This is a genomic window from Bacillus sp. FSL R5-0603 (genome assembly GCF_038050295.1).
Classification (GTDB): domain Bacteria; phylum Bacillota; class Bacilli; order Bacillales; family Bacillaceae; genus Bacillus; species Bacillus subtilis.
Genome location: NZ_JBBOYP010000001.1, coordinates 109656 through 128089 on the forward strand (window position 1 = coordinate 109656; position 18434 = coordinate 128089).

The window sequence follows — 18434 nt, forward strand, 5'->3', positions numbered from 1 at the left end:
CTTATTTTTTTCTCATAGATTGGATGGCTGCTCTCGTTTTATCGATATAACCGGTTGTCGTTTCATACTGCTCAGCCGCCATGCCTAAAAACAAAACATCAATTATAAAAAGCTGGGCGAGGCGGGAGGAAGTGGCCGCACTTCGAATCAAGGCTTCATTGGAATGGGCTGTATACAATGGGACATCAGCCAGTGCGGAGACGGATGTCTGACTGAATTGTGTGATGCTGATCGTTGTGATGCCTTTTTCCTTAGCCATGGCGAACAGTTCAATGATTTCCTGTGTCTCTCCTGAAAACGAAATGGCGATTACGATGTCGTCTTTATCTGCATTTGCGATTAAAGATGCCACAAGATGAGTGTCTGTAAACGCGGTTGCTTGTTTATGAATGCGAAGCCACTTTTGCTGGGCGTCCTTGGCGACAATGCCGGAAGCCCCGAGGCCGATAAAATGCACGGTATGAGCTTTGAGAAGCAGAGAAACCGCTCGTTCAAGCTCTTTGTAGTCCATCAGGTCTGAAGTATCCTGAATGGCTTGAATGGCATTGCCGGCCGTCTTTTCGGAAATGGAGGGCAGCGGCTCGTGGGGAACAATATCCCGGTAGCCCTGAAACGTAGGCTTTGCCAGATCGCCCGCTACTCTCATTTTTAAATCTTGAAATCCTTTTAAACCGAGTGATTTGCAGAGCCTGATGACGGCAGCGTCACTTGAATTGGCTAAGGCGCTGATTTCGTTGACGGTGCTTTCGATTGCTTTGTGAGGATGGGCTAGGATATAATCTGCAAGTTTGCGCTCGGATGGAGGGAGCTTATGCTTCATTGATTGGATGATCGCTAAACCGCCTGTGGCCATTCTAGTTCTCTCCTTATCATGGATGGTAATGTTCGATTGCTTTGTCAATGAAACCGTTTGCTTCATCGAGTAATGTCTTTGCTTGTTTCTGATCTGTGCTTGTTTTGAGCATGACGATTGCTGTTTTGACGTGATGATCGGCTTGTTCCAGGGTGTGCCTGGCCGTGTCGTATGAAGCATTTGTAAGGCTTTGGATGATGCTGATGGCGCGTTCTTTTAGTTTTTTGTTGCTGACGTTGACGTCTACCATCAAGTTTTCGTAAACCTTGCCGATTTTGACCATTACAGCGGTAGATATCATGTTTAGAATCATTTTATGAGCGGTTGCGGCTTTCATACGTGTTGATCCTGTAATGGCCTCAGGTCCGACGACAACCTCAATGCTGTGATCCGCATCCTTGCTGATGGCGGAATTTTCATTGCAAGTAAGGGCGATGGTGTGTGCTCCGACTTTGCGGGCGTATCTTAGGGCGCCTGCGGCGTAGGGTGTGCGGCCGCTTGCTGCGATGGCAATGACGGTGTCATTTGAAGTGAGCTGTATGTTTCTTAAATCTTCAGCTCCTGCTTCTTCACTGTCTTCAATGCCCTCTGCTGCCTGTAAAAAGGCTTTGGGGCCTCCAGCCATGATTCCGATGACCTGATCTGGGCTTACGCTGTAGGTGGGAGGACATTCAACAGCATCCATGACGCCGAGTCTGCCGCTTGTGCCGGCGCCTGTATATATGAGCCGGCCTCCATTTTGAAACGATTCATATGCGCAGTCTACAGCTGTTTTGATGTCGGGGAGAACCTCCTGAACGGCTGCAGCGACTTTCATATCTTCGTTGTTGATCATTTTGAGGATGCCGAGAGTGTTTGCTTTGTGGATTTCAACTGTTTGGCTATTGCGTGATTCCGTTGTAAGACGGTGAAGGTTTAATGGTTCTGACATGAGGATGCCCCCTGTTTTAAAATGATATATCTCAATATTCAGTATATTCATTTCTGTTATGATATTTCAACTATGTTTTTAAATTTTTGAAATTTTATTTCACTCAAGACTATAAGAAATGATGAAGGATCAACTGTTCTCCAAGCGGCCCGATTCTTCTCCGTCCTTTATCAAGGAACCCGCTTTTCATATAAAGGTGTTTTGCGCGTATGTTCAGATGATTGACGGCCAAGATGATTTCGTCGCACCATGGAAAATATCCGCTCACAAAAGCGGGAAGCAAAAGCATGGCTTTTTTCGCATAGCCTTTTCCATGATGCACAGCGTTTAAAGACAGGGAGCTGAGCAGTAAAGCAAATGGATTGTTAGAATAAGAAGCAAGCGTTTCTTTTGATGCATGTAAAATGAAAAAACCGACTGGAAGGTCGTCTTTTAAGATGACAACCGGGTATCGGTCCTGTATGCCCAGAGCCTGAGACAGCACCTCTTTCGGGAGGGAGGTAAAGCGTTTGTCATCGTTGGTGAGCGTGAATGATTGAAGCTCGGGCAAGTGTTCAGGCTTATAGAAGGATAAAGAAATGTCTTGAGTCATGGGGTGGCCTCCTTACAAGATGTCGTCAAGCTCGTTTTCCGAAATGACGCAGTAGCCCGCTTGTTTTAACAATGCGGCGGTTACTCCGTTGCCGGTGATTTTTTTGCCAGAGAATGTGCCGTTATAGATAAAACCGCTTCCGCAAGATGGACTGTTTTCTTTTAATATGACGGCAGAAGCGTTGATTTCTTTTGCGTAAGCCAATGTTTTCGCGGCGCCTTCCATATATAGTTCTGTGACGTCTTCTCCTGAAGCTGTCACGATTTTCGCTGTTCCATTGAGGACATCCTCGCCAGTGCCTCCTATGATTTCTGCGGGTTCGCGTGGGGTAGAGAAGCCGCCGAGAAGTTCAGGGCAAGCCATGACTGCTTTCTTTTCATCGACGAGTTTTCTGATTATCTCCGACGCTGCGTGAGAGCCGTTATATCTGCATTCAATGCCTCCAAGGCAAGAACTGACTAGTATCATATTGGTTTCTCCTCTCTTGCTTTGCTTGTCTCTATCATAAAATAAATGGCTTTAGTTGGGAGGCTTTTTCAGTTAAAAAAGGAGTTAAAAAGTTTGAAAATAAAAAATTTAATTTTTCTCTTTACAAACAGGGGGTGACCTGTATATAATAACTTTTGTCAGCTCGACGAGAACACAACGGCCCGTTGGTCAAGCGGTTAAGACACCGCCCTTTCACGGCGGTAACACGGGTTCGAATCCCGTACGGGTCACCATTTGGAGGATTAGCTCAGCTGGGAGAGCATCTGCCTTACAAGCAGAGGGTCGGCGGTTCGAGCCCGTCATCCTCCACCATCTTGCCGGTGTAGCTCAATTGGTAGAGCAACTGACTTGTAATCAGTAGGTTGGGGGTTCAAGTCCTCTTGCCGGCACTGTTTTTTCAAAAATTTATGTGGAGGGGTAGCGAAGTGGCTAAACGCGGCGGACTGTAAATCCGCTCCCTCAGGGTTCGGCAGTTCGAATCTGCCCCCCTCCACCATTATTGGGCTATAGCCAAGCGGTAAGGCAACGGACTTTGACTCCGTCATGCGTTGGTTCGAATCCAGCTAGCCCAGTCACAGACACCTTTGATCAAAAGGTGTCTTTTTTCTTTTCGGAAAAATCATTCCAACTTCTAACTGTTCAGTCTGTATAATAATTTTAAAAATATGTTAAGGTAGTTTATTCACGAATTACCATCTACACCCTGCCAAAAATTTGATAAACTTATTTTATAAAAAAATTGAAACCTTTTGAAACGAAGCTCGTATACATACAGACCGGTGAAGGCAGAGGTTAGATAAATATGGAAATGATGATTAAAAAAAGAATTAAACAAGTCAAAAAAGGCGACCAGGATGCATTTGCGGACATCGTAGATATTTACAAAGATAAAATTTATCAGCTTTGCTACCGTATGCTTGGCAATGTGCATGAGGCGGAGGATATTGCACAGGAAGCTTTCATCAGAGCGTACGTTAATATCGACAGTTTTGATATTAACCGGAAATTTTCAACTTGGCTTTATCGAATCGCGACCAATTTGACCATTGACCGCATTCGCAAAAAGAAGCCGGATTATTACCTCGATGCAGAAGTTGCTGGTACGGAAGGCTTGACCATGTATTCTCAAATCGCCGCAGATGGTGTTTTGCCTGAAGATGCAGTTGTGTCGCTGGAGCTCTCAAACACGATACAGCAGAAAATTTTAAAGCTTCCTGACAAATACAGAACAGTCATCGTATTAAAGTATATTGACGAACTCTCATTAATTGAAATCGGGGAGATTCTAAACATTCCTGTGGGGACTGTGAAAACGCGAATTCACAGAGGCAGAGAGGCTCTTAGAAAACAATTAAGGGATCTTTAAGTGGGGTGATGAAATGAGCTGTCCTGAACAAATTGTGCAGCTTATGCATATGCATCTTGATGGAGATATCCTTCCAAAAGATGAACACGTATTGAATGAACATCTGGAGACATGCGAGAAATGCAGAAAGCATTTTTACGAGATGGAGAAATCCATAGCGCTCGTACGGAGCACATCGCATGTCGAAGCCCCCGCGGATTTTACCGCTAATGTCATGGCAAAATTGCCTAAGGAGAAGAAAAGAGCTTCTGTGAAAAGATGGTTCAGAACCCATCCCGTTATCGCAGCTGCTGCGGTATTCATCATTTTGATGGGCGGGGGTTTTTTTAACAGCTGGCATAATGACCACAATTTCAGCGTGTCCAAGCAGCCGAATCTTGTGGTTCATAACCATACTGTGACCGTGCCAGAAGGTGAGACGGTCAAAGGTGATGTCACTGTTAAAAACGGCAAGCTGATTATTAAAGGCAAAATAGACGGGGATGTAACCGTCGTAAACGGCGAAAAGTATATGGCCTCTGCTGGACAAGTCACCGGTCAGATTGAAGAAATCAATCAATTATTCGACTGGACATGGTACAAGATGAAGTCTGCGGGGAAAAGTGTACTCGATGCATTCAGTCCGAACGGAGAAGAGTAAAGCGCGTTAGCCGCTTTGCTCTTTTTTTGCGGGCTGAGAGGGCTGGCACATTTCACTTGCTAAATCGAAATGTGGTATAATGGGCTCGCTATGTAAAGTACATATGCGTAACCCGTAAAACACAAAATACGAAATGACTGAAATCTTGGAGGACGAGGAAATGGCTTTTGAGGATATCCCTTTTTTGCAGTACCTCGGCAATGCCGTTGATATTCTCCTTGTTTGGTATGTGATATATAAATTGATTATGGTGATACGCGGCACGAAAGCGGTTCAGCTGTTAAAAGGAATTGTAGTCATCGTGCTTGTTCGTATGGCCAGCCAATATTTGGGCCTCAGCACACTTCAATGGCTGATGGACCAAGCGATAACATGGGGATTTTTAGCAATTATTATTATTTTTCAGCCTGAGCTGAGAAGAGCGCTTGAACAGCTAGGCCGCGGCCGCTTTTTTTCGAGGAGCGGCACGCCTGTTGAAGAAGCGCAGCAGAAAACGATTGAGGCCATTACAAAAGCGATCAATTATATGGCGAAACGCCGTATAGGCGCCCTGCTTACCATTGAGCGGGATACTGGAATGGGGGATTATATTGAGACCGGCATACCACTGAATGCCAAAGTCAGCTCTGAGCTGCTGATCAATATTTTTATCCCAAACACCCCGCTTCATGACGGTGCGGTGATTATGAAAAATAATGAAATTGCCGCGGCCGCCTGTTATCTGCCGCTTTCTGAGAGCCCGTTTATTTCAAAAGAACTGGGCACGCGACACAGAGCGGCAGTCGGTATCAGTGAAGTAACAGACAGTTTGACGATTATTGTGTCTGAAGAGACCGGCGGCGTCAGTGTGGCAAAGAACGGCGACCTTCACAGAGAGCTTACAGAAGAAGCGCTGAAAGAAATGCTTGAAGCCGAGTTTAAGAAAAACACCAGAGACACTTCTTCTAACCGCTGGTATTGGAGGGGCAAGAAAAATGGATAAATTCTTAAACAACCGCTGGGCTGTGAAAATCATTGCTCTGCTTTTCGCGCTCTTGCTTTATGTGGCGGTTAACAGCAACCAAGCACCGACTCCAAAAAAACCGGGTGAATCTTTCTTTCCGACATCAACAACTGATGAAGCAACTCTGACTGATATTCCGGTTAAAGCGTATTATGATGATGAAAATTACGTCGTGACGGGTGTTCCGCAAACGGTTAATGTCACGATAAAAGGCTCGACAAGCGCCGTGAAAAAGGCTCGGCAGACCAAGAACTTTGAAATATATGCCGATATGGAACATTTGAAAACCGGCACACATAAGGTTGAGCTTAAGGCCAAAAACGTGTCGGATGGGCTGACAATCTCAATTAATCCGTCTGTTACGACAGTGACCATTCAGGAACGGACGACCAAAAGTTTTCCCGTAGAAGTGGAGTACTACAACAAGAGCAAGATGAAAAAAGGCTATTCTCCGGAGCAGCCGATTGTCAGTCCGAAAAATGTGCAGATTACCGGATCGAAAAATGTCATCGATAATATTTCTCTTGTAAAAGCTTCAGTGAATTTGGAAAACGCAGATGAAACGATTGAAAAGGAAGCGAAAGTGACTGTCTATGATAAAGACGGAAACGCGCTTCCTGTCGACGTGGAGCCCTCGGTGATCAAGATTACCGTTCCGGTGACAAGCCCGAGTAAAAAAGTGCCCTTTAAAATTGAACGGACAGGAAGCCTTCCTGACGGTGTCAGCATAGCGAATATTGAATCCAGCCCCAGTGAGGTAACGGTTTACGGCTCACAGGATGTGTTGGATTCTCTTGAATTTATTGACGGCGTCAGCTTAGATTTAAGTAAAATTAACAAGGATTCCGATATCGAGGCAGATATTCCGCTTCCTGACGGTGTCAAAAAAATCTCACCGTCAAAGGTGACTTTGCATATAGAAGTCGATAGTGAAGCGGATCAGAAGTTCGAGAATGTCCCTATCAAGACTGTAGGGCTGAGCAGCTCACAAAACATTGAATTTCTTGATCCTGACTCACAAGCGATAGACGTAACGGCTAAAGGCTCTCCTGCGAATATAAAAAAACTGAAAAAATCAGATATTGAATTGTATGTGAATGTTTCAGATTTAGAGGACGGGGAGCATAGCGTGAAGCTTGAAGTGAACGGGCCACAGAATGTAACTTGGTCCTTGGGGCGGAAAAACGCCAAAATCAAGCTGACGTCTAAGAAAAGCAATACATCAACGAATGATAATAGCAGCAATACATCAGGGAACCAGGATGACACAGATAAACAAACAAATGATCAAAAGAACAATCAGCAAGAAGATACAAAGAACACTGATAAAAACAGCAACGATCAAAACCAAGACGAAAATAAAGATCAAAACCAAGATCAGGATGAGGATGAATCCACTGCGAATTCACAATCCTCATCGGAATAAAAAAGGAGCGATTATAAAATGGGCAAGTATTTTGGAACAGACGGTGTAAGAGGTGTCGCCAATAGTGAGCTTACACCTGAGCTGGCCTTTAAAGTCGGACGTTTCGGCGGTTATGTGCTGACAAAAGACAAACAACGTCCAAAAGTGCTGATAGGCCGCGATACACGCATCTCCGGCCATATGCTGGAGGGAGCCCTTGTCGCCGGACTTTTATCCATTGGCGCAGAAGTCATGCGCCTAGGTGTCATTTCTACACCAGGTGTATCTTATTTGACAAAAGCGATGGATGCAGAGGCGGGCGTCATGATTTCCGCTTCTCATAACCCAGTGCAGGATAACGGCATCAAATTCTTTGGGGGAGATGGATTTAAGCTTTCTGATGAACAGGAGGCTGAAATTGAGCGCCTGATGGACGAACCTGAGGATAAGCTGCCAAGACCTGTCGGAGCAGACCTTGGACTTGTAAACGATTATTTTGAAGGCGGACAAAAATATCTGCAATTCTTAAAACAGACAGCTGATGAAGATTTCACAGGCATTCATGTGGCATTGGACTGTGCCCATGGCGCAACGTCATCCTTGGCGACACACCTGTTTGCTGATTTAGATGCAGATGTTTCTACAATGGGGACTTCCCCGAACGGATTAAACATTAATGACGGCGTCGGTTCGACTCATCCCGAAGCGCTCAGCGCGTTTGTCAAAGAGAAAAACGCGGATCTCGGTCTTGCGTTCGACGGTGACGGCGACCGCCTGATTGCTGTCGATGAAAAAGGAAATATTGTAGACGGCGACCAAATCATGTACATATGCTCAAAACACCTGAAATCAGAGGGCCGGTTAAAGGATGATACAGTGGTTTCAACCGTGATGAGCAACCTTGGCTTCTATAAGGCGCTCGAAAAAGAAGGCATCAAAAGCGTACAGACAGCTGTCGGCGACCGCTACGTAGTAGAAGCAATGAAAAAAGACGGCTACAACGTCGGCGGAGAGCAGTCAGGACATCTTATTTTCCTTGATTACAACACGACAGGGGACGGATTATTGTCTGCTATTATGCTGATGAACACTTTGAAAGCAACAGGCAAGCCGCTGTCAGAGCTTGCAGCTGAAATGCAGAAGTTCCCGCAGCTGTTAGTCAATGTGAGAGTGACTGATAAATATAAAGTTGAAGAAAATGAAAAAGTAAAAGCAGTTATTTCTGAAGTTGAAAAAGAAATGAACGGCGACGGCCGGATTTTGGTGCGCCCTTCAGGAACTGAACCGCTCGTCCGTGTCATGGCTGAAGCGAAGACGAAAGAGCTGTGCGATGAGTATGTCAATCGCATTGTTGAAGTCGTCCGGTCAGAAATGGGATTAGAGTAACGAAGTCTATTATCAGAGAGTGAACAAGACAAGCGAGGTTTACATAAGATAATTGTGAGACATACGGCAGAGTTGTTTAAAAAACAATTGACCGTTTATGCCACATGTTGTAAAATCAAGCTTGTCTTGTTCTTATTTTCTCAATAGGAAAAGAAGACGGGATTATTGTTTTACCTATAATTATAGCGCCCGAACTAAGCGCCCGGAAAAAGGCTTAGTTGACGAGGATGGAGGTTATCGAATTTTCGGCGGATGCCTCCCGGCTGAGTATGCAGATCACAGCCGTAAGGATTTCTTCAAACCAAGGGGGTGACTCCTTGAACAAAGAGAAATCACATGATCTTCCAAAAAACATGTAGGAGGGGACGATTGAAAGTCCCCTTGAAATTTGACTTTCTTCGTCTCCTTTTACAATCTTAGGAGGAAGAAAAATATGTGTGGAATCGTAGGTTATATCGGTCAGCTTGATGCGAAGGAAATTTTATTAAAAGGGTTAGAAAAGCTTGAGTATCGCGGTTATGACTCTGCTGGTATTGCTGTTGCCAACGAACAGGGAATCCATGTGTTCAAAGAAAAAGGACGCATTGCAGATCTTCGTGAAGTTGTGGATGCCAATGTAGAAGCGAAAGCCGGAATTGGGCATACTCGCTGGGCGACACACGGCGAACCAAGTTATCTGAACGCTCACCCGCATCAAAGCGCACTGGGCCGCTTTACACTTGTTCACAACGGCGTGATCGAGAACTATGTTCAGCTGAAGCAAGAGTATTTGCAAGATGTAGAGCTCAAAAGTGACACCGATACAGAAGTAGTCGTTCAAGTAATCGAGCAATTCGTCAATGGAGGACTTGAGACAGAAGAAGCGTTCCGCAAAACACTTACACTGTTAAAAGGCTCTTATGCAATTGCTTTATTCGATAACGACAACAGAGAAACGATTTTTGTAGCGAAAAACAAAAGCCCTCTATTAGTAGGTCTTGGAGATACATTCAACGTTATAGCATCTGATGCGATGGCGATGCTTCAAGTAACCAACGAATACGTAGAGCTGATGGATAAAGAAATGGTTATTGTTACTGATGATCAAGTCGTCATCAAAAACCTTGATGGTGACGTGATTACACGTGCGTCTTATATTGCTGAGCTTGATGCCAGTGATATCGAAAAAGGCACGTACCCTCACTACATGTTGAAAGAAACGGATGAGCAGCCTGTTGTTATGCGCAAAATCATCCAAACGTATCAAGATGAAAACGGCAAGCTGTCTGTGCCTGGCGATATCGCTGCCGCTGTAGCGGAAGCGGACCGCATCTATATCATCGGCTGCGGAACAAGCTACCATGCAGGACTTGTCGGTAAACAATATATTGAAATGTGGGCAAACGTGCCGGTTGAAGTGCATGTAGCGAGTGAATTCTCCTACAACATGCCGCTTCTGTCTAAGAAACCGCTCTTCATTTTCCTTTCTCAAAGCGGAGAAACAGCAGACAGCCGCGCGGTTCTCGTTCAAGTCAAAGCGCTCGGACACAAAGCCCTGACAATCACAAACGTACCTGGATCAACGCTTTCTCGTGAAGCTGACTATACATTGCTGCTTCATGCAGGCCCTGAGATCGCTGTTGCGTCAACCAAAGCATACACTGCACAAATCGCAGTTCTTGCGGTTCTTGCTTCTGTGGCTGCTGACAAAAACGGCATCGATATCGGATTTGACCTCGTCAAAGAACTCGGTATCGCTGCAAACGCAATGGAAGCTCTATGCGACCAGAAAGACGAAATGGAAATGATCGCTCGTGAATACCTGACTGTATCCAGAAATGCTTTCTTCATCGGACGCGGCCTTGACTACTTCGTATGTGTCGAAGGCGCACTGAAGCTGAAAGAGATTTCTTACATCCAGGCAGAAGGTTTTGCCGGCGGTGAGCTAAAGCACGGAACGATTGCCTTGATCGAACAAGGAACACCAGTATTCGCACTGGCAACTCAAGAGCACGTAAACCTAAGCATCCGCGGAAACGTCAAAGAAGTTGCTGCTCGCGGAGCAAACACATGCATCATCTCACTGAAAGGCCTAGACGATGCGGATGACAGATTCGTACTGCCGGAAGTAAACCCAGCGCTTGCTCCGTTGGTATCTGTTGTTCCATTGCAGCTGATCGCTTACTATGCTGCACTGCATCGCGGCTGTGATGTTGATAAACCGCGTAACCTTGCGAAGAGTGTTACTGTGGAGTAAAAATGTTAACCCCTTTGGATAAGATTGTCTAAAGGGGTGTTTTTATGTCCAAAAGAGAAAGAACGTCTACAGTGGAAAAATGGATTAAAGAAGGTGATGGTACAGAACCCGATTATCGATCGGCCATGGCTATAGATTTAAGATGTTTCCTCATTAGGTCGGTCAACGAGGTTAAAAGGCATTAAGACTTTTGCCTAACTGAGTTTTCTGATGTTAATACAGATATAAGAGAGCAGTTCCTCATTAAGATACGCTTTTGACAGCAGTTGGAATAAAGCATGCTAAAATCCGAAAACCGAAGAGCCTATTGGAATGATAACGTGTTTTTTATTGTCAATTAATAAAGGCAAAGAATTCTAGAAGTCGCACTTACAATGTACTTGTGGGATTAGGTTTTAAAGTTCATTCTTTTTTTATTGAGTACATTCCGGTTTAAGTTGAAATGATTCAGTAAAGGACACGCCATAAATAAAAGATAGCGTATGACTCCCATTTTTTCCATGAAAACGATATTTCTAAGATTTCATCTTTCGTAGGCTTTCGATTCATATAACGTAATATTTTTATCGAACGAATTAGACCCACATCATCGATTGGAAAAGCTGTCGGGAACCTAAGGCAGCGCATTAGAACATAATTGGCTGTCCAAGGACCGATTCCTCGTATTTTCATTAAGTTTTTTTCAGCATCTTTAAAGTTCATTTTCATTAATTTTTCCCTCGATAATTCTCCACTTGCCATTAATCTGGCTATTCCAATGATATATTCACTTTTTTTTACCGTCATTTTAATATCTGCCAGGTCGGTAGGGGTTAACCGTGCAATTCGCTCGTACGGTGGGAACACCCAATACTTTTTACCATTCCATTCAATAGAATCGCCAAATGCTTCTACAAATTGCTTCTTTAAGGAGTACGCGAAGGCTAAGTTAATTTGTTGTCCTAAAACTCCCCAACATAAAGCTTCAAATAAATCGGGAATGCCGATAACTCGCAACCCATAAAATTTTCGGGCAGGCATTTTAAGTAATGGATCTGCTTTTGCCATTTCATAAAATGGTGTTAAATCGTTATCAAGATCAAACCATTCATGAATATATTTTACAATCTCTTCCCGTTTCCACGGCTCAACAGGTCTAGAATCGTTTAGGAATTGAACAACCATTTGTTTATTATTGATTACGCTTACCTGCACTAAGGACCGAATTTCCCCAATGGCTATAACTTTTGTAATGATATTGTTCTCTATTTCATACATGCATTCATTTTTTTCCCTGGTTAGGTAGCCAAGGTTCGCATTCATGTCGAAAATTTCAGGTAATGTAATGACAATAACATCATTGACTTCATGCCATGTCACTTTTTCTTTCTCCTTATCTTAAATAATTATAAGAAAACTCACGCTGGTTGAAATTAGTTTATCACATAATCATCTTTACTCATTTTGTTATCTTGCTATTACATTCTAACCACCTTATTTTTTTCTATTTATGAGGTTATAGTGTAGTTATCAAGAATGCTAAACGGGAGTATATAAAAATGGCTCAAGATATAAAAAACGCGTGTCGAAAATTTAATTTGGGATTCAATTCAAAATGAATTAGATGAGCCATGTAAGGAGAGGTGAGATAAATGCCGGATAGTATCAATAACGGACATAAAGAGAGCCATGATCATAGAATTTCGAATGATGTAGAAATGATAACAGATGAAAAGTGGGAAGCAATTATAAATAATGATGCAGCGTACAATAATCAATTTTTCTACGCTGTAAAATCGACAGGGATATTCTGTAAACCATCCTGTAAATCTCGCGTTCCGAAAAAAGAAAATGTATGTATTTTTCCAAACGCAGAACAAGCTCTCCGCGCAAATTTTCGCCCTTGTAAACGTTGCAAGCCCACTAATGAAAAAATGCCTGATCGCGAGTGGGTTGATTTAATTACTGAATACATTGATAAAAATTTCACAGAAAAATTAACGCTAGAATCGTTAGCAGATATTTGTCATGGGAGTCCGTATCATATGCATCGAACATTTAAAAAGATTAAAGGCATTACGCTGGTTGAGTATATACAACAAGTTAGAGTACACGCGGCTAAAAAGTATTTGATTCAGACAAATAAAGCGATTGGAGATATCGCTATATGTGTGGGTATGGCTAATGCGCCTTATTTTATTACTTTATTTAAAAAGAAAACTGGACAGACACCAGCACAATTTCGTCAAATGAGTAAAATGGAGGAAACGTACAATGGAAACAAAGAATAAACCAACCCTTTATTGGTCTTTACTAATGTTCAAGGATTGGAATTTTTATATTGCTTCAACTTTAAAGGGGCTTGTGTTTGTAGGTTCACAGAACAAACCAATCGAGGAATTGTTCGAATGGGCTAAGAAACGCTTTCCAGGAAGTCTTCTTGTTGAAGATGATGATAAGCTTGAACCCTATGCCGTTGAAATCACTCAATATCTAGAAGGAAAGCGGAAAAACTTTACTGTTCCAGTTGAGTACGTAGGTACGCAATTTCAGTTAGCAGTCTGGAATGCACTTTGTGAAATTCCTTATGGACAGACGAAATCCTATTCCGACATTGCAAATGAAATAAATAAACCAGCAGCTGTTCGTGCTGTAGGTGCGGCTATTGGGGCTAATCCGGTATTAATTACTGTACCGTGCCATCGTGTAATAGGAAAGAATGGTTCATTAACTGGCTATCGGGGCGGATTCGAAATGAAGACACTGCTCCTCGATCTGGAAAAGCGAGCTTCATCTGAAATGGATGTTCCTCATTGAAAGTGAATCATCTATAATGGGTTGGATTCTTTTAGAGGAAAGTAAAGACCAGTTTACTGATAAACTTGACAACTTTTAAAATTTAGCATATCTTATACGTAACTTAATAATTGATGTAGATGTTTATTTTTCCTTTTAAAATATGTAGGCCTTTAGCATTCTTTTCATATTTCATTTTAAATATTGACAGGATGAAAAAGTATCCTAATAAAAAAGGAAGAGAAACATAAGTCGATTTATTTGATAATCAGGACTATATTAAAGGAAATGAAAACATAGCATAAAGTAAAGACCAATAATAAGGTAGCACTTCAAAAAACTTCGCTGAAGTTAGTTGAAGTGAAGCCGACAATTTTCAGGATTCAATGATCTAACATAATCATTGAAATTTTGAAGTTGTCGGCTTTTTTGTTGGAAAAAAATAGAGATAAATAAAAATTGAAATAAATAATAAACAAATATGATCTGATTGAAAGGTCTTTTGACCAATAATGAGTTTTAAAAAAGGGAGAATTTAGAATGTTAGTTTCGCTGAGTTTGTCATCATTATTAACATTATTTTTTATTATGCTAATGGCTTCTGGGATTAGTGGACTATTGTTTTTACATCCGCGAGTACCCTTGAGTTTTGTTCGCATTCATATTGGGATCTTGGCTTTACCACTTTTGGTTTCCTTACTGATTCTTGCCAATAGTGGTGTGAGTGGAAATGTTGGCCCTTGGCACTTAGATTCCTTAGCTTGTTTAATGACTTTCTTTGTTCTTGCAATTGGATTCATCATTCAGCGTTTTTCTGTACGTTACTTAATGGGGGATCGATCTTATCGAAAATATTTTATGCTTTTTACTTTCACAACAGGAGCTGCTTCAATGACATGGTTAAGTGGTGATCTCCGCTTGATGGTTCTATTTTGGGGAGCAACTCTTGTTGGTTTAACCTTACTTATAAGGTTAAACAGTGCTTGGCAAGTGGCTAGTGAAGCAGCTAAAATTTCTGGCCGGTTATTTTTGTTAAGTTGGTTTTCTTTGTTTTTTGCGATGATGTGGCTTTTTCATGCCACAGGTCAATGGCAGTTATCATTGGTTGTAACAAATGAAAGTTTAGCTGGGCTGGGAGAATGGGAGAGAACAGGGATTCAGCTATTGATTGTACTGGCGGTGATCATTCCTGCAGCTCAATGGCCATTCCAAAGATGGTTGGTTGAGTCTATTGTTGCTCCAACCCCTGTTTCTGCAATTATGCATGCAGGTTTAGTAAATGCTGGAGGAATAATACTAACTCGATTTTCACCTCTATTTCATGGTGGTATCGCTTCGATTATCTTACTTCTGCTTGCTGGCATTTCTGTATTGATTGGAACTGGAATTAGTTTAGTCCAGGTTGATTATAAACGCCAGTTAGTAGGCTCCACGATTGGACAAATGGGGTTTATGCTCATTCAGTGTGCATTAGGCGCCTATATAGCAGCCATTATTCATCTTATTTTACATGGTTTATTCAAAGCTACGTTGTTTCTACAAGCTGGTTCAGCAGTAGGGCGTCATGAAGTATCGGCTCGCACTAATGAAAGAACATCCTATTTATGGGTCATGGCTGGTTGGATTTTATCCTTAGTTATAGGTGTTGCTTTTTGGCTCACTGCTCCTGGAGACGGGTATCACTTAATCAGTGCGCTGATCTTAGGGTGGTCATTGTCCGTTTCTTGGACTCAGCTTGTCGCTTTTGGAGAGGGCCGAATTGGCCGAATTGCCGGCTTAATTGTTTTAGGAGGAGCAGCCCTCGTATATTTTATCATTCATAACCTTTTCTATAAGTGGCTGCATACAACCATTTTTCAAAGTGTTCAACCTCCAATGTCAGCTGTCATGATTGTCGTATGTCTCTTACTATTTGGCAGTGCTTTAGGTACGTGGGTTGCTCGTCATCGTTCTTCCGTTTTTTTCGCGGTACTCTATCTTTGGTTAGTTCGATTAGGTGAAGCAAAACCAAAGTCAGTAGAGAGTCACCCAGACTACCTTAAACAATATATTTCATAAGGAGCTAATCTGAGATGGGCATTACATCCGTATTAACGAAAGATAATGTAAAAAAGATAGATACAGATATTGATGTTCAAGAAAGGGATCTTAACGTTTTCATTACATCTGCCAGCCGAGTGATTGCACCACTTTGGCCTATTTCTACATTTGCTGCACGTAATCCGTGGATGGGACTTGAAAACCAACCTTTTGATCAGGTTGCAAGTTGGTTGAAAAACACTCGTGATGTTGATATATACCCTAGTGCGTCTATGATCCGTTCAGCAAAGAATAAAGGTGAGATTGATGAAGATTTTGTGGAAATGGGGCTGCAGCGCTGGCTTGATTCACATTCCTATCACATCCCACGGGACGTGGCAGAGCGATTTTGTCATGCTGCATTAAAGTTAGATCCCCTGCCTTCCGACCTTTTATCATCACAAGAGCTGGAGAAATTAGTAGGTGAATGTAGTGGATTGGATCATATCGAGAATGTGTTTATGCAGCCACTAAGTTCGTATATAGAGAATCAAGATGGTGAAAGGCTAGTCAATATACTAGATCATCATGTCATTAAGTGGAGTAAATTATATCTTGATGACTCTCAAGCAGGCTGGACAATGCCTAATCGTGAGGAAGGTTTCTATCGTGCTTGGCAGCATCTCATTCAATATGATCCAGCACTTAGCAAAAAGCAGCGAGAAAGGGTAAAGGGTTGGCCGAAAGAGGCACATTTGGCTTTACAGGAAGCTTTATTCGCACTAGAAATCCCAGAGTCAGAAATCCAGACTTATCTTGAAGGTCATTTACTTTCATTACCTGGATGGGCAGGGATGATGCTTTGGCGCTCCCAACAATCGAGCCACGAACATGCACTCCTAACAGAATATTTAGCGGTTCGAATATCCATGGAGTGGGCTCTTATAAAGCCATATTTACCTTTGACTAATGAACGATCTAAGAAAACAATTTCAATTGCTCCCCTTATAGCAGCTTGGATTCATTGGGGTGGGCTTACATTAGAAGAATGGTCACAGATGACGGCCATTGAACAAAACGAATATTTATCATTTGCCTACAGCTTTGATGAGAAACTTCGCAAGAAACTTTGGTTAGAAGCTTGGGAACAAACGTACACTGATCGATTAAGCCAGAAGATCATCTCGAAACAACGTGAAACCGGCGGTAAAAAATCTGCATTAGCTCAATTAGCATTCTGCATCGATGTACGATCAGAACCTTTTCGTCGTCAACTAGAAAAAGAAGGCCCGTTTGAAACGATTGGTATTGCTGGTTTTTTCGGGGTGCCGATTGCAACTTGTGAACTTGGCAGTAAACACAGTCATGCTTCCTTGCCGATCATACAAAAACCGCAAAATAAAATAAAAGAGTTCGCAGATGAGGATGTATTCAAAAAATACAATCAACGGAAGCAAGCAATTCATTCTTTAAGCCATACCTTTAAAACGATGAAGCAGAATGCGCTTTCGAGCTTACTACTGCCTGAGCTAAGCGGACCTTGGCTTACTCTGCAAATGGCAGCCCGTAGCTTTGTGCCAAGAAAGGCGGGTCGTTTCATTCGTAATCTCCGTGAGGCTTGGTTACGCAAACCTGATACAAAACTCTCGCTTCATCATGATGCTACAGAGGCAGAAATACCTGTGGGTTTTACTGATGAAGAAAAAGTGAACTATGCTCGCCAAGCATTAAAAATGATGGGGTTAACAGAGAACATCGCACCCTTGGTCGTGATCTGCGGGCATGGCAGTCAAAGTACTAATAATCCTTATTCCGCAGCCCTTGATTGTGGTGCCTGCGGTGGAGCGGCTGGTGGATTCAATGCAAGAGTTTTAGCTGCTTTATGTAATCTATCAGAGGTACGAGAAGCTCTTTTAACTGAAGGAATTAAAATCCCTGAGGATACGGTTTTTGCGGCAGCTGAACATAATACAACGGTGGATGAATTACATTGGCTTTATGTACCAGAGCTTTCCGAAGCTGCACAAGAAGCATTTGAACAAATTGAAGCTGTTATGCCGAAAGTGAGACATCATGTAAACGCAGAACGTCTGGCCCAATTACCGAATTTCCAATCGAAGCTAAAAAATCCGAAGGCTGAGGCAAACCGATTTGCGGAAGATTGGAGTGAGATACGTCCGGAATGGGGACTGGCTCGTAATGCCGCCTTTATTATCGGTAAACGTGAACTAACTCAGGATTGTGATTTGGAAGGCAGAGCCTTTCTCCATAATTATGATTGGAAGCAGGATGAAAGCGGTGAACTCCTAGCAAATATTATTGCAGGACCTGGAACTGTAGCCCAATGGATTAATTTACAATATTACGCATCAACGGTAGCACCTCATTATTATGGCAGCGGAAATAAAGCAACTCAAACCGTTACTGCAGGTCTCGGCGTTATGCAGGGGAATGCAAGCGACTTGTTAGCCGGACTGCCTTGGCAATCCGTCATGGAATCAGATCACGAGGCCTATCATTCTCCTCTTCGTTTATTGATACTCATCCAAGCACCTAGAGAATATGTAGAACGGTTATTAAATCATGACTCAGCATTTCTGCAAAAAGTTCAAAATGGATGGGTCCGACTGGCTAATATTGATCCAGAAGGATGTTGGGAAAGCTGGTAATGATGAATCTAAGCATTTATCAAATGGATTTGTTATTCAAAATAAAAATGATAAACATAAGGAAGAGGTG

The 18434-nt window shown here is 42.6% G+C and carries 16 protein-coding genes and 5 tRNA genes; 16 read left to right on the forward strand and 5 right to left on the reverse strand.

Annotation, left to right across the window (positions count from 1 at the left end; all coding sequences use genetic code 11):
• Window position 1 precedes the first annotated feature (1 nt).
• The 4 genes from NYE56_RS00560 to NYE56_RS00575 all read right to left on the reverse strand — a co-directional run bounded on the left by NYE56_RS00560 (window position 2) and on the right by NYE56_RS00575 (window position 2844).
• The gene (locus NYE56_RS00560) at window positions 2-853 is read right to left on the reverse strand and encodes a MurR/RpiR family transcriptional regulator (protein ID WP_341283311.1); all 852 of its coding nucleotides are present in this window, start codon (window positions 851-853) and stop codon (window positions 2-4) included.
• Between the two features lie 16 nt (window positions 854-869).
• A complete protein-coding gene (murQ, locus tag NYE56_RS00565) occupies window positions 870-1784 on the reverse strand; it encodes an N-acetylmuramic acid 6-phosphate etherase (protein ID WP_336154865.1) in 915 nt (304 codons plus the stop codon).
• A 109-nt stretch (window positions 1785-1893) separates the two neighbouring features.
• Window positions 1894-2376: a GNAT family N-acetyltransferase gene (locus NYE56_RS00570; protein ID WP_014475628.1), complete on the reverse strand. Its 483-nt coding sequence runs from the start codon at window positions 2374-2376 to the stop codon at window positions 1894-1896.
• A 12-nt stretch (window positions 2377-2388) separates the two neighbouring features.
• The gene (locus NYE56_RS00575; RefSeq protein WP_335451237.1) at window positions 2389-2844 is read right to left on the reverse strand and encodes a DUF523 domain-containing protein; all 456 of its coding nucleotides are present in this window, start codon (window positions 2842-2844) and stop codon (window positions 2389-2391) included.
• 179 nt (window positions 2845-3023) lie between these two features.
• On the opposite strand from NYE56_RS00575, the gene NYE56_RS00580 reads away from it, so the two are divergent.
• The 12 genes from NYE56_RS00580 to NYE56_RS00635 all read left to right on the forward strand — a co-directional run bounded on the left by NYE56_RS00580 (window position 3024) and on the right by NYE56_RS00635 (window position 11086).
• Window positions 3024-3098, forward strand: a tRNA-Glu gene (locus NYE56_RS00580).
• A gap of 3 nt (window positions 3099-3101) precedes the next feature.
• Window positions 3102-3177 (forward strand) — tRNA-Val (locus tag NYE56_RS00585).
• 4 nt (window positions 3178-3181) lie between these two features.
• Window positions 3182-3254, forward strand: a tRNA-Thr gene (locus NYE56_RS00590).
• 22 nt (window positions 3255-3276) lie between these two features.
• Window positions 3277-3361 (forward strand) — tRNA-Tyr (locus NYE56_RS00595).
• Window positions 3362-3365: 4 nt separating this feature from the next.
• Window positions 3366-3437: transfer RNA gene (locus tag NYE56_RS00600), tRNA-Gln, on the forward strand.
• A 230-nt stretch (window positions 3438-3667) separates the two neighbouring features.
• Window positions 3668-4231: an RNA polymerase sigma factor SigW gene (sigW, locus tag NYE56_RS00605; protein WP_003223646.1), complete on the forward strand. Its 564-nt coding sequence runs from the start codon at window positions 3668-3670 to the stop codon at window positions 4229-4231.
• 13 nt (window positions 4232-4244) lie between these two features.
• Complete coding sequence (gene rsiW, locus NYE56_RS00610; RefSeq protein ID WP_015252964.1) at window positions 4245-4871, forward strand: anti-sigma-W factor RsiW; 627 nt, start codon at window positions 4245-4247, stop codon at window positions 4869-4871.
• Window positions 4872-5031: 160 nt separating this feature from the next.
• Complete coding sequence (gene cdaA, locus NYE56_RS00615) at window positions 5032-5853, forward strand: diadenylate cyclase CdaA (RefSeq protein WP_003223651.1); 822 nt, start codon at window positions 5032-5034, stop codon at window positions 5851-5853.
• Window positions 5846-7300 carry a CdaA regulatory protein CdaR gene (gene cdaR, locus NYE56_RS00620; protein ID WP_341283312.1) on the forward strand — a complete coding sequence of 485 codons (1455 nt, stop codon included), beginning with the start codon at window positions 5846-5848 and terminating at the stop codon, window positions 7298-7300. The genes cdaA and cdaR overlap by 8 nt, the downstream gene beginning before the upstream one ends.
• A gap of 18 nt (window positions 7301-7318) precedes the next feature.
• Window positions 7319-8665: a phosphoglucosamine mutase gene (gene glmM / locus NYE56_RS00625; RefSeq protein ID WP_014112449.1), complete on the forward strand. Its 1347-nt coding sequence runs from the start codon at window positions 7319-7321 to the stop codon at window positions 8663-8665.
• A gap of 433 nt (window positions 8666-9098) precedes the next feature.
• The gene (glmS, locus tag NYE56_RS00630) at window positions 9099-10901 is read left to right on the forward strand and encodes a glutamine--fructose-6-phosphate transaminase (isomerizing) (RefSeq protein WP_341283313.1); all 1803 of its coding nucleotides are present in this window, start codon (window positions 9099-9101) and stop codon (window positions 10899-10901) included.
• Between the two features lie 44 nt (window positions 10902-10945).
• Entirely contained in the window at window positions 10946-11086 is a 141-nt protein-coding gene (locus tag NYE56_RS00635; protein WP_268555775.1) for a hypothetical protein, read from the forward strand.
• 262 nt (window positions 11087-11348) lie between these two features.
• Here NYE56_RS00635 and alkA read toward each other — a convergent pair whose 3' ends face one another.
• On the reverse strand, window positions 11349-12260 hold the full coding sequence (gene alkA / locus NYE56_RS00640; protein ID WP_341283314.1) for a DNA-3-methyladenine glycosidase II: 912 nt from the start codon (window positions 12258-12260) through the stop codon (window positions 11349-11351).
• Between the two features lie 272 nt (window positions 12261-12532).
• Between alkA and adaA the strand changes: the two genes are divergently transcribed.
• From adaA to NYE56_RS00660, 4 genes are all read left to right on the forward strand, one after another.
• Window positions 12533-13171: a bifunctional transcriptional activator/DNA repair enzyme AdaA gene (gene adaA / locus NYE56_RS00645; RefSeq protein ID WP_335451242.1), complete on the forward strand. Its 639-nt coding sequence runs from the start codon at window positions 12533-12535 to the stop codon at window positions 13169-13171.
• Window positions 13155-13697, forward strand: a complete 543-nt coding sequence (adaB, locus tag NYE56_RS00650; RefSeq protein WP_335451244.1) for a methylated-DNA--[protein]-cysteine S-methyltransferase — start codon at window positions 13155-13157, stop codon at window positions 13695-13697. The genes adaA and adaB overlap by 17 nt, the downstream gene beginning before the upstream one ends.
• 519 nt (window positions 13698-14216) lie before the next feature.
• Complete coding sequence (locus NYE56_RS00655) at window positions 14217-15734, forward strand: NADH dehydrogenase subunit 5 (RefSeq protein WP_341283315.1); 1518 nt, start codon at window positions 14217-14219, stop codon at window positions 15732-15734.
• A 14-nt stretch (window positions 15735-15748) separates the two neighbouring features.
• Complete coding sequence (locus NYE56_RS00660) at window positions 15749-18364, forward strand: DUF2309 domain-containing protein (RefSeq protein WP_341283316.1); 2616 nt, start codon at window positions 15749-15751, stop codon at window positions 18362-18364.
• Window positions 18365-18434 lie beyond the last annotated feature (70 nt).

Excerpts from the sequence above, each read along its gene's own strand:
- adaB (WP_335451244.1), top strand. The coding sequence starts at position 13,155 with ATGGAAACAAAGAATAAACCAACCCTTTATTGGTCTTTACTAATGTTC.
- NYE56_RS00560 (WP_341283311.1), bottom strand. The coding sequence starts at position 853 with ATGGCCACAGGCGGTTTAGCGATCATCCAATCAATGAAGCATAAGCTC.
- murQ (WP_336154865.1), bottom strand. The coding sequence starts at position 1,784 with ATGTCAGAACCATTAAACCTTCACCGTCTTACAACGGAATCACGCAAT.
- NYE56_RS00660 (WP_341283316.1), top strand. The coding sequence starts at position 15,749 with ATGGGCATTACATCCGTATTAACGAAAGATAATGTAAAAAAGATAGAT.
- NYE56_RS00655 (WP_341283315.1), top strand. The coding sequence starts at position 14,217 with ATGTTAGTTTCGCTGAGTTTGTCATCATTATTAACATTATTTTTTATT.
- cdaR (WP_341283312.1), top strand. The coding sequence starts at position 5,846 with ATGGATAAATTCTTAAACAACCGCTGGGCTGTGAAAATCATTGCTCTG.
- cdaA (WP_003223651.1), top strand. The coding sequence starts at position 5,032 with ATGGCTTTTGAGGATATCCCTTTTTTGCAGTACCTCGGCAATGCCGTT.
- NYE56_RS00635 (WP_268555775.1), top strand. The coding sequence starts at position 10,946 with ATGTCCAAAAGAGAAAGAACGTCTACAGTGGAAAAATGGATTAAAGAA.
- adaA (WP_335451242.1), top strand. The coding sequence starts at position 12,533 with ATGCCGGATAGTATCAATAACGGACATAAAGAGAGCCATGATCATAGA.
- rsiW (WP_015252964.1), top strand. The coding sequence starts at position 4,245 with ATGAGCTGTCCTGAACAAATTGTGCAGCTTATGCATATGCATCTTGAT.
- glmM (WP_014112449.1), top strand. The coding sequence starts at position 7,319 with ATGGGCAAGTATTTTGGAACAGACGGTGTAAGAGGTGTCGCCAATAGT.
- NYE56_RS00575 (WP_335451237.1), bottom strand. The coding sequence starts at position 2,844 with ATGATACTAGTCAGTTCTTGCCTTGGAGGCATTGAATGCAGATATAAC.
- glmS (WP_341283313.1), top strand. The coding sequence starts at position 9,099 with ATGTGTGGAATCGTAGGTTATATCGGTCAGCTTGATGCGAAGGAAATT.
- sigW (WP_003223646.1), top strand. The coding sequence starts at position 3,668 with ATGGAAATGATGATTAAAAAAAGAATTAAACAAGTCAAAAAAGGCGAC.
- NYE56_RS00570 (WP_014475628.1), bottom strand. The coding sequence starts at position 2,376 with ATGACTCAAGACATTTCTTTATCCTTCTATAAGCCTGAACACTTGCCC.